Below are 15,718 nucleotides of genomic sequence, written 5' to 3' on the forward strand. Positions count from 1 at the left end.
TATTATAATTTTTTGCTGACTCTTTTCTGAACTAAGTAATCATCCAAAGCAAACTTTGAACAGTCCATACTTAAACCACTATTTTTCACTCCTAAGTGAGGTAGGTAAATGTCGTATTTCACACCATTTTGTTGCACCTCACCAAATTCCAATGCCATGGTTACCTCTGCCATTGTTTCTTCACTCTCTGTAAAGACATAAGAAGCTAAACCTGCAGTAACATCGTTAGATTTTTGGATCACCTCTTCCGTTGTTTTGAACTTCAGAATTACCGCTACTGGCCCAAATACTTCATGTTGTAGTACGGCAGCCTTCGGATCATCCATCACTATCACTGTTGGCTTATAGTAGAAACCTTTGCCTTCTACCTTCTCGCCACCAGTTAGTAACGTTCCTCCTTGAGCTAAGCAATCTTGTACAAACTGGTGTACACCATCTCTTGCTTTTTCACTTACTAGAGGGCCCATATCTGGGTTGTTTTCTCTACCAAAACCTAATTTTTTAGATTCAGCGATCTCTACAAAACGCTTTACATATTCATCGAAGATACCCTCCTGAACAAAGAAACGGTTAGGAGCTACACAAATCTGACCCGTATTGCCATATTTCACTCCCGTACCTACTGCTAAGGCATCTTCAATATTTGCATCATCAAATACAATAAACGGTGCATTACCACCACACTCCATCGAGTATCTTTTGATAGAGGTTTTGATACTTTGCTCTATTAATTTTTGAGCCGTATACGTGGCACCAATCATCGTAATTAATCGAGGAATAGTACTCTCACATAATGGAATACCCACGTTCTGTCTGTTTCCACATAACACCGTGATTACACCCTTAGGGAAACCAACCTCATGGGCATATTCTGCTATCATTAATGCTGATAGTGGTGAAATTTCTGACGGTTTAATAATGATAGAACAACCTGCAGCTAAAGCTGGACCTAGTTTAAATCCAAGGTTTAGCAATGGGAAATTATACGCCAAGAAAGCGACAACTACACCTAATGGTTGATGTACCATTGTATGTTGGTGAGTACCTTCTCTATCTGGAATTTCGAAATCTTCTTTTGCCAAGATTTCTTTCCCATAAAACTCAAGTGAATTAGTGATACTCACTACATCTTCGTCTGCTCCATCAAAAGTTTTTCCCATTTCATGAGAAACTACTTCTTTCAACAAGTCTTTATTTTCTAACAGCTTTGCTCTTAAAGCCATCATTTTGTCTACTCTCTCCTGAACTGGAGTTTTTGACCACACTTTAAAACCCTCTTCAGCGGCTTTTAAAGCACGTTCTGTATCTTCTTTCTCTGCCCAAGCGATTGTTGCAACAACCTCTTCATTAGCAGGACATTTTACATCAAAAGTATTTTTCGATGAAGACTCAACAAAAGCTCCATCAATGTATAGGCCTTTATGACCATAGTGGTTCAGTACTTGCATCTTTTTCTATTGAATATTTTTCTAAAAATTCTTGATTTACATCTACGCCTAACCCTGGTTGAGTTGGTATTCTGATTTCACCATTCTCTACCTTAATGTGATGTGTGGTTACATCATCTCTAAGTGGATTTTCTGTACGGTCCAATTCAATCATTGGAGCATCTCTAAACATTCTACCTGGGTTTTGGTCTAGGTTAGACACAAAGTGAACCGCTGCACTAATTGCAATCCAAGTTCCCCACGAATGTGGCACAATGTCTTTGTGATAAGTAGAGGCTAAAGTGGCGATACGTTTTGCTTCCGTTAGTCCACCTGTAGCACAAATATCTGGCTGTGCGATATCTACACATTCATTCTCAAATAATCGCTTGAAGCCATGTCTTAAATACTCACACTCACCTCCTGCAATAGGAATCGTCGTATTTTCTCTAAGCTTTTTATATCCTTGATAGTCTTCTGGGTGTACTGGCTCTTCAAACCAGCCTATATTTAAATGCTCTAATCGCTTACTAAGCTCTAAGGCTTCTCTATAATTGTAGGCATGGTTAGAGTCGATCATTAGTTTTACATCATCTCCTAAATGTTGTTTTAGAAGGTTGACATAATAGACATCCTTTTCTAAGCCTAAACCTACTTTCATCTTAGCAGCTTTAAAACCTAACTCTCTGTAAAGTTTGGCTTCTTTGGCTAAATCTTCCTCTAATGTTGGAGAATCTGTGAAGTAAAATCCTGTAGCATAAGGGTGAATTACTGGGTTTTTAACACCACCCAACAACACACTAACTGGTTGATTAAGTAACTTCCCTTTTGCATCCCACATACCAACATCAATAGCACTTATGGCAGCATTAAAAATACCACTACGACCAAAGTCCAGTGATCTTAAATACATGATCTGCCATAACTTCTCATTCTCTAGTACATTTTCACCAAGAATAAAAGGCTTAAAAAACTCAATACCTGTTTTGATCATATCAGCTGGTCCATATCCTTCACCCCAACCGTATGTTCCATCTTCTAGGATAATCTTAACCAAGCATATTTTTCTAGAAGCATAATGCCATTGTGAGAAATAGAAAGGATTTTCTAATTCCTGTGAAAGTACATATGGCTGAATATCTATTATCTTCATGATCACAAATTCTTTTATTGAAATATTAAGCGGTGTATTACAAATTAGAGTACCCTAGAATACAGATAGCAAAAATTAAGACACCTAAACCTCCAAGTAAAATCTTAAATGGCTGTTCAGCGTTTTTCCATTCTCCTTCTCTATATCCCCAGAAATTGCTAATGATTAGGGATAATCCTAACATCATCGGCCAGCCAATTACAGGTCCTAATGTACCCATCAATGCCGCTCCTTGTCCGTAAACTCCCAGTGCAGCAAACCAGAAAAGACCAGCGATTACTGCCCATGTATATGCTTTTGTACTGTTAGGTGTAGAGAAGTCTCCCCATGAATTATTGGTCACTAATTTGTATACAGCAAACAATAAATTCATTGCAAATGCACCAATCAATACTACAACCCAAGCCACTAAACTTGCATCTTTAGGATCTACGTTATATTTAGTTACTGCTAATTCTGCAACGGGTGCAGCATTGGAAAACCCAATATTTAAGAAAGCTGACAGAACACCACATGCTACCGCAATAGCTACTCCTGTCTGAATTGATTTCTTTGGTTTAGTTTCTACTTTTGGTGAAGCAACTAAAACATCACCATCTTCTTCTAACTCTTCTGATTCGATTGTTGCCTGTTGTTGTACTTTATCTCTTTTAACACCTGCAACAGCTGTAATTCCTACACCTACTAATAACAATCCTACACCTACTAAAACAAGATTAAAGTTTTCAGGTAGTGATTCCATCTGAAACATTGGAATTAACGACCCCATTGAAGCGGCTAATCCCATTACAATACCATATGTAATCGAGACTCCTGTGTATTCTACACTCACTCCAAAAAGTATACCTCCAATACCCCATAAGAAACCAAAAAGCATAGCCATTAGTAACACATTACTATCTGCTTCTCCTATAATCGTAAATGTCTCTGGAACTGCAATTAATGCCCATGTAACTGGGAATAAAACCATAGCAACAAGTGCATGTACCACCCACCAATTTTCCCATTTCAAAGGAGAGATATGCTTCATACCTAATCCAAAAGTACCTTGGAAAAAGCTGGATAACAGGATCAATGTAATTGCTAGTATGTTCATTTATTTAGGTAGATTAATTTTGAAAAAAATGAAAAAACAAAGAGTGACATTATCATATCACCCTTTGCACTGTGTTATTACAAATTATTCCAAATAACAGGCATAAAGACTGTCATTTCAGATTGTCCGCGATTGTTCCAGGTAAAGTATGGAACCATCTTTATTTTTGTTTCCTCAAATTCTGGTCTGTCAACTGTTGAGTACATGTCCTTTTTATCCTGATCCTTACGGATTAAGATTGGTGTTTCAATTGTCGCTACACCACCAAGAAAATCTTTATCGTAATTCACTTTTAATGGAGCTGCACCTTTGATATAAACATCAAGAATATTTACATCTTTTGGTAAGTCTGGAGTCTCTACACAATAAACTACAGGACCACGTTTTACAGCCACTTGGTTTCTTGCTTCTTCAACAAGTGGGTTTGCCTCTACCAACTTCACTTCCATTGGCATATCAATAGTGACAATATCACCTTTCTTCCACTTTCTGTTTACTATTGCAAACTCACCTTCAGTTACTTTGATATCCAACTCTTTATTATTGACCTTGATTGTTGTTCCTTCCGCCCATTTAGGAATACGCAACATCATATCGAAAGCCTCTTTTTTCGCCTTTTCTACAGTGATATTTACTTCACCATCCCAAGGGTAATTAGATACTTGATTAAGGATCAAGTCCGAACCATCCTCTAATTGTGTCTTCAATCTGTTTCCACCGTATAAGTTAACAGCTACACCATTTTGTGATAAACTGTAGGCCCAATTCGATGATTTTGCAATAGTTCTTACAATGTTAGGAGGACAACAGAAACACTCAAGGTATGGCTCTCTTGTAGGTGTCTCTGTATTATGTTTTGTATAATCTCTAGACCCAGCCACCATTCTTAGTGGATTAGAATAGAAATAATCTTTGCCCTCTAATGAAATACCAGATAATCCACTGTTATATAACACTAGTTCCATGATGTCCGCATATTTCGACTCACCATGAATCCCCAACATTCTGTATGAGAACATTGAATTACACACATTTGCACAAGTTTCGTTATATGCCGTCATGTTTGGCATCATGTAGGCATCAATAAAGCCTTCTTCAATTTTATCTCTATGTGTAGACGCACCATAATGTGCTTGACCAACTGCACCTGTTACATACATTTTCTTTTCTGTAACATTACCCCACAATCTATCTAATGCATCTACTAATTCTTTTTCTCCAGTTTCTGATGCAACATCTGCAGCTCCTGCATAATAGTATAAAGCTAAAACGGCATGACCAACCGCCTCATCTGCTTCTCTAATCGCAACTCTTTCTTGCACCATATCACCAATAGGGTAGCCTTTGGTTTCATTCGTTTCAACTACAGGATATTTACCTCTATTATTGATGAATTGCTCTGCTAATTTTAGGTAGTTTTCATTTGAAGTTGTTCTATACATCTCAACTAGCCCCATAATCTGAGTTTGATTGAAACCAAATCTTGCTAAACGCTCTTCGTTACTACCAAATGTTGCATATAAATAATCTGCATGTTTCTTTGCTACGTTCAAGAAGTTATCCTGACCAGTAACTCTATAGTGAATACAAGCAGAAGTTAGTAAGTGCCCTGAGTTATACATCTCATGGAACTTTCTATTTTCGTATCTATCTACGTTAGATCTTAATTGCACTTGAGTTTGAAGATAACCGTCATCCTCCTGTGCTTTTGCGATAATGTCTATGTAGCCATCAATTTCTTTTAACAAGTCTTTGTCTCCATTTTGGGCATATACATACATAGAAGCTTCTATCCATTTATAGAAATCTCCATCATGCCAGTGCATACCTTTATGCTTTCCTTCTTTTAAACCTGCTGCTATTTTGAAGTTGTTAAGTGCATGTCCCACATCACCAGTCAACACCTCTCCCATATAAGGGACCATAGAATTTTCAGCCACATCAAATTTGTCAGCCCAGAACCCTTCTGTCCATTTACAGTCTCCTATGTTGATACTCTTAAGATGAACATGAGGTGTTTTTTGCTGACCTAAAATTCCTTTTTCTTGTGCTGCAGAAATATTTGTTACTAATGCAGCGCAAGCCATAACGATCAATTTTTTCATAATAATAGATTGATTATTGCTTTATTATTATATCTAGTGCTATAAGCTTTGTTGTATATTACTACTAGTTTACAGTGTAAAATTACTAGCTGCTGCAGAGAATTTATTCTCAAAAATTATCCAATCACGGTAAAAAATTAGCATAAAAAAAACTGACCCAAAATGGGCCAGTTTTACTCCTTCTTATTCTATAAGAACTTTCGAATTGAATAGATAATTAGTAGTTGTAACATGTAAAAGGTAAACACCCTTTAAATGCATAGTATGAAATGATTCTATTTTAACTTGAGATTTATTACTAAATGATTTTTCTAAAACAAGTTGTCCATGTAAGTCATATAACTGTACCATACCTTCTTCACTACTTGGTAAGGCAACATTTAAATCTTCTCCACGAACAGGGTTAGGATATACTTTAATCGATGAGCTTTCATCAATAACTGATGTCACTCTATTTGATGAAGAAGTATCACCCCAATTGAATTTTGTCGCATTCTGACTATTGCTTGTCGATGCAAACAATGGATTATTATTTAATGATTCATCCACCACTAAATACTTTCCATTTACTTTTCCTTTGATTAGTAGATAGTTATCAGAGACTTCGAATGTAAACTTTTGTCTATCAAAAATACCTGTGGCACCACATTTAATTGGATCATTAGTTCCTGAAGCTACTGTAACATACTTTCCAGTACCAATAGACTGTAAAGCAAAGTACCCATCTGCATCTACTACTAAGTACTCTTCATTTGATGAAACAGATGATTTAGTCGCCTGCAGTGCAGTTCCTGAACCTGCATTCACCGTAATATAAGTACCATCAACTGTACTTAACCAAATTGTACTTCCTCCAGTAGGTACATCAGTAACTCCACCGTTATTATCCTCAGTAACAGTTACTGAACAAGATGCAGTATAGCTACCATCATTAGTAGTTACACGAACTGTAGTTGATCCAGCAGCAACTGCCGTAACAACACCATTATTTACTGTAGCAATTGAGTTATTATCACAAGACCATGAAACTGACTTGTTTGTTGCGTTAGAAGGTAAAACATTTGCAGTAAGCGTAACGTTTTCTCCCGCATTTAAATTAAGATTATTAGTATTAAGTGATACAGAAGTTACAGGTGTAGTCGTATTACTACCTTCTTCTGTTAATTTAAGGTCATCAATATAATATTGTCCTCCTTGGTTATTCCAGAACCAAATACGGTAATCATTTACTGATGATGAAGTTGTAAAAGTAATGCTAAGTTGATTATATGATGTTGAAGTGAATAATGCATTTTCAATAAAAGTATTAGTAGTAGCATTCGTTACACCAAGGTAAACACTTTGTCCTTGGCTTTGAACTTTACCCCAAGCTGTTAAAGTGTAGGTAGTATTCGCAGCTAAAGATACCACCTGATTGATCGAACCGTTACCGTTAATATAGCCTGCTTTCGATCCATTTCTACTGTTGTTATTCACAATAGCTCCTCCGCCTTCTAAGTTCCAATCTGATTCATCTGAAAGTTCGAAACCAGGATTGTCAAGCAAGTTATCATTGATAAGAACAGTGACTGTTGCTTGATCTTCAAAACTACCATCAACGGTTGTCACCTTAATGGTTGTTGTACCTTCATTCACTGCTGTAATAACACCGTTGGAAACCGTTGCTACATTGTTGTTTGATGAAGACCAAGTAACCCCTTTATTTGTTGCATTAGAAGGAACTACATTCGCAGTAATTGATTGTGTTTCTCCTTTGTTTAAGCTTACTTGATTAGTAGAAAGGTTTACTCCTGTTACTCCAACATCTGGAGTTTCTTCTCCCTCTCCTTCAACAATTTCAAAATTATCACAAACTGCATCGTTTGCAGACCAGAACCATAATCTGTAAGTAGCTTCTGTTGCTCCTGTGTTTACAGTAATACTTCCATTTGTGTAGTTCGTCGAATTGAATTCATAATTCTTAACTAATGTATTCGAAACGGCTTCGTTTAAACCAAAATAAGCTTTACCGCCTTGGCTTAATACTTTTCCATCTACAGAAATAGTATAAGTTGTATTTGCCTTTAATGTAATTATTTGAGCAACATTTCCGTTCGTTACTTGAGCAGCATAATTACCATTAGATACATTACTTTGAACAATAGAACTTAAACCGGAACCTGCATTCCAATAGTTCAATGAACCTTCTTCAAAACCCGGGTTACCAATATCACCAACACCTAATACAGGGTTGTTATTTGTACCTGATTTCTCCCAAACTCTTACATAGTCTACATACATTGTTGTAGGCATTCCTGGTAATTGAGCTTTAGCATCTGCATCAGTTTCAGGGTTTACTGCGTTGTTTCTGTTGTTATAGAACTCTACAAACGGCTTTCTTAACCCCAAAGATAAAGTAACGTTCATTGGACGATACCAATAAGTATTTGGTTTTCTTCCAACTTCAATACCATCAACATACCAAATGATTTCCGTCTCATTTACTTCACAACCATAAATATGGTAGTCTTCCGTCGGATCCCATGGTGCGCGGTACTTATTTAATTGCTCATCTGGATAAGCTTTTGGTCTTCTCCAAACGCCTTCATTACCTACTTTTACTACAGCATGAAGGTTATGGTCCATATCTCTGATATCATCCTGATGACCTTCGTACCAGTCAAATTGTTGTAATTCTACTACATCAATTTCACTATAAACTGTTTTTCCATTCCCTACTGAGTAATCAAAGTTTGAATACAACCAGAAAGATGGACAAACACCTTCACCGATGTCAGCACCTTTAATTTTTGCTTCGTAGTATCCATATGTAAAAGTCTGATACGATTTTAAAATACCAGATTTAAAATAGGTACCACCATCAGAAGCATTGTTAGGGTTCTGACGCATTGTTAACTCAGCTGCACCATTGATGATTTGTACATTCTGAGCATTGTCCCACTTCCATGCCGTGGTGTTTGGAAGGTTTCCTGTTCTGATCCACTTCGACCAGTCGGGTGTTGCTCCGTTGAATTCATCTGAAGCACTCCATTTAATTTCCCACTCATCGTTGGGATTTGACGTTTTGATTGGTTTTTGTGCATACGCACTTGAAGAGAGCACCAAACATAAAATGATTGATACCAGTTTTGCCCAGGCCTTGGGCAAATTTTCATTTAGTTGGTCTTTGATCATAATTTAGACGTCTTGATTATACAAGGCTATTCAGCTGGTTTACAAATAGCTACATGCACAATCGTGGTGAATAATTCATTTCAATGACAATTTATGGCTACATAGAAATTTTAAATAACTGATAATTACCCTCTTATAATCAATTCTTAACCTTTAGTTTTCACCATAAATAGAAAGCAAAAAAAGCAAGGTCATTACCAAAAAGTAACGACCTTGCTGTGCTTCATCAGTTCAATTATAACTATGGTCTCGGGTAGAAACGCATCAATTGAATATTATCAAGATAAATTACGTATGTTTCCTCACCTGTATGAGCAACTTTGATGATTAAGTTGAATTCATCCAATGGGTTGTTGACTGAGATTACATTATCAAATGTATACCATTGATTTTCATCTAAAGATCCAAATGGATGAGCAGCTTCTTGCCAATCTCCACCTCTGTTACTTAAGTGAATTCTAACGTTTGTTTCGAACCCACCAGAACCAGCTGCAGGAGATCCACCGTTTGCTTCAACAAATACATCATATGTCATCAACAGTTTGTTGTTTTCGTTTTCAGTAAAGTTGAACGTATGAGGTGCACCAGCTACATAAGTTGAAATTGCAGAAGCATTTGCTCCTGAACCACTAAATGGTCCTCTTGAGATTTTTAAACTAGAGCTTCCATCTGTTGCTTGAGCAGTAGAAGTTTCCAAAATATCTGGAACAAAACCACCTAACCAAGCTGGGTCTCCACCTACATATGAAGTCGCAGAGCTTTCAAAGCTATAGTTGTAATCCGATGCTTTTAATAGATCGTCTTCAACATGCACTAACTCTTCATCTTCGAATTGTGGTGCGATTGCTGCATCTTGCGACTCTAATTCAGTACCTGAATAAGTAACTAATACATCATCATCAGTATAAATCAATTCGCCATCGATTTCTAATAATACTGCACTTTCGTTTTGTGGATTAACAGCTGCAGCAGTTACTTCAGGAGTTAATGTAGCACCAGCAGCAGTAGTAATTTTCACTGTGAAATCTTCTTTGTTTACTGAATTAGCATTCAGACCTCTAGAGAAGATTACATTTACTTTTCTGTCTTCATCGTTGACAACCTTATCCAATGTAAGTGGTACCGACGAACGAACACACTTCACAAAATTCGCTACATATAAAGTATCTGAACTGTTTGGTTGAGGTCTTGTAAAGACTGGGGCAAAATCATAAGTTGCATCTAATGTTACATACTTTACATCGAAAGTACCATCTAAAGCACTTTGTTCTAATAACTCAGCGCCAAAGAATTCACCTGCTACCACAGTTGGATTACCTTCTGCAGTGTATGTAAAACGTAATACACTACCAAATGGAATCTCTGTTGGTGTTTCAGGAGTCATGCTTACTTCATCTCCTAAAGTACCATCAAGATTAACGATGTTGGCTTTGATTGTCTGTAACTGAACTGCAGGCATTACCGTAACGATAATTGTAGTATCAAGAACATTTGTCTCTCTTGCAGTAGTTTCAGTACCTACATAAGCATTGTTTTCGAATTCTTGGTGTAAAGTCACCTCCCATTCTCCAACCTGAGGGAAAACACCTCTTACCTGTGCATCTTCAGGGTTACCTTCCATTATTGTACCTTCCTCTGGGAAGATCCATTCTCTTGAAACTACACCTTGAGAAACATCAGCAAAATCAATATGCTGATTCATATTAATGATGTTCTCGTTGGCAGCTTGCGATATTTTTAGAACACTGTGACTAGGAACTTTAACCACAGGTTTGTTTTCATCTTCTCCACATGCACTTAACAGAAGTGCTATCAAAGCGAAAAGACTAAATCTTAAATCTTTAATTGTACTCATTATTGTGATGTTTAGAGTGCTTCGTTCGATTGAACTTCAGCAGATGGAATAGGGAAATAATCGTGTCTTTCTGAGTCGTAGAAGTTGTAGTTGTTTACAAAATCTGGACGAACTCTACCTTCGATATAAAGAGGTCCTTGAGTAGGGTTTTCACCTGCTTCTAATCTGATTACCTCATCGTTGTGATGACTAGTAAATACCTCTTTTACAATACCCCATCTAATAAGGTCTCTCCAACGAGTATTCTCATAAGCTAACTCTAATGGTCTTTCTACCATTCTTAAGTGAGTTCTTACATTTTCAACACTTGCAGGAACTATTTGGTAATTACCATGCAACTCTCTACTAACATGTAATTGAGGAATACCTCCATCATTAGCAATGTAATCTGAAAGCGTTACCACACCTGCTCTCTCTCTCACTTTGTCGATATATTCGATAGCTACTGTTAAGTTACCTTCACCTTCAAGCATTGCTTCAGCATACATTAAGTATACATCCGATAATCTCATGTGCTTGTAATGAATTGATGATCTCCATTCAGGATCTTCAATATCTAAGTGGTACCAGTTAGCGTATTTCTTCACATAAGAAGACTCACCAAAGTTCCATCTTCTTGGAACATCTGCTTTTAATTTCTCTGCAGTTTGGTTGTAGTATAAACCTTCAGCATCTCTACCTGCTAATGTCGCAGTATATCTTGGAGAGTGTGCTGTAGAACCTGACACTGAATCTGCTGCAAATAACTCATGAGCCCAATAAGTACCCATTAATACTTGCCATCCTCCTAAAGAGTAAGGACCGTACCATCTTGCTAAAGCGTTAGATTCCGCTCCTGAAGAATCATCGGTATCATCAACATAACTTGTGTTAGCTGCACCTTCGTTTACTGAACCGTCAAATGGAACTTCCATAATAGACTCTGAAGTATAGATATAGTCATGTCTAAAGTTATCACCATAGTTTGGTAGTAAGCTATAAAGACCTGAATCCATTACTTCCTTGAATTCTTCAGCTGCTTTCGCCCAATCCTTGTTATATAAATATACTTTACCTAACAATGTATTGGCCATACCCCAAGTAGCTTTACCTAAAGAAGCTTCTTCTCTTGTAAGAGGTAAATTTTCAATAGCATACTCCAAATCAGGAATAATTACTTGGTTGTTTACCTCTTCCATTGGAGACAATGGAATATTGTGATTCTGTGTTGTTGAAGAAGTTCTAATTACAGCCTGACCGTAAGTATTTACTAATTCAAAGTAGAAAAATGCTCTTAGGAATCTTGCTTCTGATAAAAGTTCAGTTTTTCTCTCATCAGTAAGTGCTTCCATTGTAGGAATGTTATCAATTACTTGATTACATCTAAAGATACCATTGTAACATTCTGCCCACTTGTTGAATACAGGAGTATCGTTATCAGAAATTGAGAACTCTGTATAAGGGAAGTGTCTTACCCAGTCGTTAGTACCACCCATATCACTACGTATCATTTCGTAAGTTAGGTTACCACCACTAATCGATTGGAATTGTAATGCTCCGTATGCTGCTGTTATTGCGCCTTCCGCGTCTGCTTCTGTTTGCCAGAAGATCTCGTCAGTAATTGCATTTGGGTTCCTCTTGTTTAAAAAATCGTCATGGTTACAAGAAGAAAATAGCAAAGACAATGCAACTACTTTGAGCTTGAGTATATTTTTTAAAGTATTCATCTGTATTATACTTTTTAAATTAGAAACTTAGTTGTGCACCGATTAAGAATTGTCTTGATACAGGGTAGTTACCTCTATCTACACCTCTCATTAATAAACCATCACCACCAACTTCTGGATCATAACCAGTATACTTTGTGAAAGTGAAAGGGTTTACTGCTGATACATAAATTCTTGCTTTAGAAATACCTGCTGCGTTGTTGATTACTCTACTTAAATCATAACCTAAAGTCATTGTTCTAATTCTAAAGTAAGAACCATCCTCAATCCATCTGTCAGAAAATGCTCTTACATTTTGATCTTGTCTGTTTAATGATAAAGGAATATCTGAGTCAGGGTTTTGAGGACTCCACATACCTACTAAATCAGCGTGTCTTGCTTCTGCGTAAGCATAAAGTTTTGCACCGTTAATGATTTCTGCTCCATGAGAATAGTAACCCTGAATGAAGAAATCGAAACCTTTGTAACCTAATGTTGCTACAATACCTGATTCAAAATCTGGCATACCTGAACCAGCATACACTCTATCGTTATCATCAATAGTACCGTCACCATTTTGGTCCACATATCTAATATCACCTAAACGAGCATTAGGGTTGATTGCTTCTTGGTAAGCTACTAATTCCTCTTCAGTCTTGATTACACCGTCAGTTTGTACTAGGAAGAATGATGCTGCTTCGTATCCTTCTGCCATAAATGTAGTGTAGTCCATCCAACCGTGAGTAAGTGATGGTCTACCACCTGGATAACCTCTCTCAACACCATTTAAACTAGTAATAATGTTCGTATTTTTAGTGAAAGTCATACCAAGGCTATAGTTTAAACCATACTCCGTTTGGTTCTTGTAGCTTAATGATAATTCAATACCTTCGTTGGTCATATCACCAGCATTCAATGTCATTGTTCTGTAAGTCTGAATCTCTGAATCAGGTCTTGTTAAGTTAACACCTGCTGATAAAGGAAGTTGTTGACCTAAGATCATGTCTTTCTTATCGTTTTGATAAACGTCTGCAGTAAACTGTAAACGATCGTTGAACATGTTCATGTCGATACCAATGTTTTTCGCTACACTAGTCTCCCAAGAGATATTCGGATTCGAGAATCTTCTTTGCGTTAAACCAGGAGTTAATACTTTACCTGAACCGTAGATATAGTTAACACCTTGCTCGATTACTGTTGATGCGATATAAGGGTTGTTACCTACTCTGTTGTTACCTAACTCAGCATAACTTGCTCTTACTTTCAATCCGCTGATCCAATCTACATTGAAGAAGTTTTCTCTATCAATATTCCAACCTAATGATACACCTGGGAATACATCAAATCTGTTCTCAGGGTTAAACTGTGAAGTACCGTCTCTTCTTAATGATACTGAGAATAAGTACTTACTGTCATAGCTATATTGGAATCTACCCATCATACCTACTAATGCTGTTTCGTTTAATCCACCTGTAGGGTTTGAAACTGAAACTGCTGCACCTGGAACTTGAACATCGTTATTACCATTTTCAGCAAATGTCATGTTAAGACCTGTAGTTCTGTTAGTATACTGCTCAAATGAGTAAGTACCAGTGAAGTTTAAGTTGTGCTTACCAAATGATTTGCTATACGTTAAGATATTTTCTAATGTATATCTTTGGTTCCATACATAATCATCGTTTAATCTTGCCTGAGGTCTAGAAGCTGTAGGGTTGTAGTTTCCGTTATAATCCAAAACAATATATTTTGGTTGGAATTGTGATCTTGTAGAATTAAAGATGTTACTACCCGCTCTAACTTGGTATGTTAATCCTTTTACAAACTCATAAGATGCATTGAAAGCAATGTTTAATCTTTTGATGTTTTCTAAGTCAGTGTTTGATAAGATACCTGATAAGTAACTATAAGTAATCTCATTTTGATCTGGAACTTGAATCACATCACCATTTGTAGGGATATCTTCAATAGGAGTATTCCAAGGTCTTTGTCTTAAGGCTTGCTCATATAGACCCCATGGCTCTCTTTGTCTGTTTTCGTTTTGGAAACCAATCGAAGTAAATAACTTGAATTTATCCTTATTGATTGATCCTGTTAATCTAGTCGCTAATCTTTCGAAACCAGAGTTAATCAAAATACCTTCTTGGTTAAAGTAGTTGACGTTAGCGTTAACTAATAAATCACCTTTTCCTGATGATACGTTTAATTCATAGTTTTGAATTGAAGCGTTATCATTCTGGATAGTGCTGATAAAATCTGTATTATTTTCTAATGCTCTTGGGTTTACTGCTAAAACTGAAGATTCAATACCTGTTGCTTGAGCTCTTAACTCATCGTAGTAGAATTGTTGGTGAGTATCCATTAATTCTGTACCTGAAGTAATGTTTTGAACACCACCCCATGCTGTAAAATCTACTTTTACTTTTCCTGGATCACCTGTTTTTGTTGTGATTAAGATTACACCGTTTGATGCTCTAACGCCATAAACCGCTGCAGATGCACCATCTTTTAAGATATCAATTGACTTGATTTGAGAAGGAGCAATATTTGGATTTCCTTGGTAAGGAATACCATCTACAACATATAATGGCTCTCTTGATCCTGCTAATGAACCTACACCTCTAATTTGGATGTTTGCTGCTTCACCTGGAGCACCACTAGCAGCCTGAACGTTTACACCTGCTACTTGTCCTTGTAATGCTGATCCTAAATCCGGAGTTGGAACTTTTTCTAAAGCTTCAGATCCTACATTGTTTACAGCACCTGTTACTTCTTTACGCTTTTGAGTACCATAACCTACTACAACTACTTCTTCTAGTAATTCACGGTCCTCTTCTAATTCGATATCAAATGTAACACTCGATCCAACCTCTTTTTCTTGAGTCAGATAACCAATATAACTGAACACTAGTATATCTTGTTTTTGCACAGTGATACTAAAGTGTCCATCAAAATTTGTTACTGTACCGTTTGTAGTTCCTTTAACAACAACATTTACACCTGGTAAAGATTGTCCAGCACTAACAACAGTACCACTTACTATTACTTCTTGAGCAAAAGCTGAAGTAAATACCGCAAATAATAGTAGTACTGACAGGCAATACTTTGGTATTATTGGTGGCTTCATATTTAGTTTACTTGAGAATAACATAACTTGAAACTTTAATGAATAGAATAGAAAAGAGCTTCCTAGGTCAAACTCTTTAAAAAAATAGAGTTGAAGAAT

General features: G+C 36.8%; 8 protein-coding genes. All 8 read right to left on the reverse strand.

Going from position 1 to position 15,718, the window contains the following annotated elements; genetic code table 11:
- Positions 1–2 precede the first annotated feature (2 nt).
- Positions 3–1,448, reverse strand: coding sequence for an aldehyde dehydrogenase family protein (locus tag QL232_RS01830; protein WP_281612822.1), 1,446 nt, complete (start codon positions 1,446–1,448; stop codon positions 3–5).
- Complete coding sequence (locus QL232_RS01835; RefSeq protein WP_281612823.1) at positions 1,420–2,580, reverse strand: mandelate racemase/muconate lactonizing enzyme family protein; 1,161 nt, start codon at positions 2,578–2,580, stop codon at positions 1,420–1,422. Before QL232_RS01835 ends, QL232_RS01830 begins: the two co-directional genes overlap by 29 nt.
- Before the next feature lie 37 nt (positions 2,581–2,617).
- A complete protein-coding gene (locus tag QL232_RS01840; RefSeq protein WP_281612824.1) occupies positions 2,618–3,676 on the reverse strand; it encodes an L-rhamnose/proton symporter RhaT in 1,059 nt (352 codons plus the stop codon).
- 77 nt (positions 3,677–3,753) lie between these two features.
- The gene (locus QL232_RS01845; protein WP_168882270.1) at positions 3,754–5,781 is read right to left on the reverse strand and encodes a beta-L-arabinofuranosidase domain-containing protein; all 2,028 of its coding nucleotides are present in this window, start codon (positions 5,779–5,781) and stop codon (positions 3,754–3,756) included.
- Between the two features lie 183 nt (positions 5,782–5,964).
- Positions 5,965–8,955 (reverse strand): Ig-like domain-containing protein, encoded by a 2,991-nt coding sequence (locus tag QL232_RS01850; RefSeq protein ID WP_281612825.1) that lies wholly within the window; start codon positions 8,953–8,955, stop codon positions 5,965–5,967.
- A gap of 241 nt (positions 8,956–9,196) precedes the next feature.
- Entirely contained in the window at positions 9,197–10,810 is a 1,614-nt protein-coding gene (locus QL232_RS01855; protein WP_281612826.1) for a hypothetical protein, read from the reverse strand.
- An 11-nt stretch (positions 10,811–10,821) separates the two neighbouring features.
- Positions 10,822–12,516, reverse strand: a complete 1,695-nt coding sequence (locus QL232_RS01860; protein ID WP_281612827.1) for a RagB/SusD family nutrient uptake outer membrane protein — start codon at positions 12,514–12,516, stop codon at positions 10,822–10,824.
- A 19-nt stretch (positions 12,517–12,535) separates the two neighbouring features.
- Complete coding sequence (locus QL232_RS01865; protein ID WP_281612828.1) at positions 12,536–15,619, reverse strand: TonB-dependent receptor; 3,084 nt, start codon at positions 15,617–15,619, stop codon at positions 12,536–12,538.
- Between the last annotated feature and the right edge of the window lie 99 nt (positions 15,620–15,718).

Source organism: Flammeovirga sp. SubArs3, from assembly GCF_947387565.1.
GTDB classification, from domain to species: Bacteria; Bacteroidota; Bacteroidia; order Cytophagales; family Flammeovirgaceae; genus Flammeovirga; species Flammeovirga agarivorans.

Excerpts from the sequence above, each read along its gene's own strand:
- QL232_RS01835 (WP_281612823.1), bottom strand. The coding sequence starts at position 2,580 with ATGAAGATAATAGATATTCAGCCATATGTACTTTCACAGGAATTAGAA.
- QL232_RS01830 (WP_281612822.1), bottom strand. The coding sequence starts at position 1,448 with ATGCAAGTACTGAACCACTATGGTCATAAAGGCCTATACATTGATGGA.
- QL232_RS01850 (WP_281612825.1), bottom strand. The coding sequence starts at position 8,955 with ATGATCAAAGACCAACTAAATGAAAATTTGCCCAAGGCCTGGGCAAAA.
- QL232_RS01860 (WP_281612827.1), bottom strand. The coding sequence starts at position 12,516 with ATGAATACTTTAAAAAATATACTCAAGCTCAAAGTAGTTGCATTGTCT.
- QL232_RS01840 (WP_281612824.1), bottom strand. The coding sequence starts at position 3,676 with ATGAACATACTAGCAATTACATTGATCCTGTTATCCAGCTTTTTCCAA.
- QL232_RS01865 (WP_281612828.1), bottom strand. The coding sequence starts at position 15,619 with ATGAAGCCACCAATAATACCAAAGTATTGCCTGTCAGTACTACTATTA.
- QL232_RS01845 (WP_168882270.1), bottom strand. The coding sequence starts at position 5,781 with ATGAAAAAATTGATCGTTATGGCTTGCGCTGCATTAGTAACAAATATT.
- QL232_RS01855 (WP_281612826.1), bottom strand. The coding sequence starts at position 10,810 with ATGAGTACAATTAAAGATTTAAGATTTAGTCTTTTCGCTTTGATAGCA.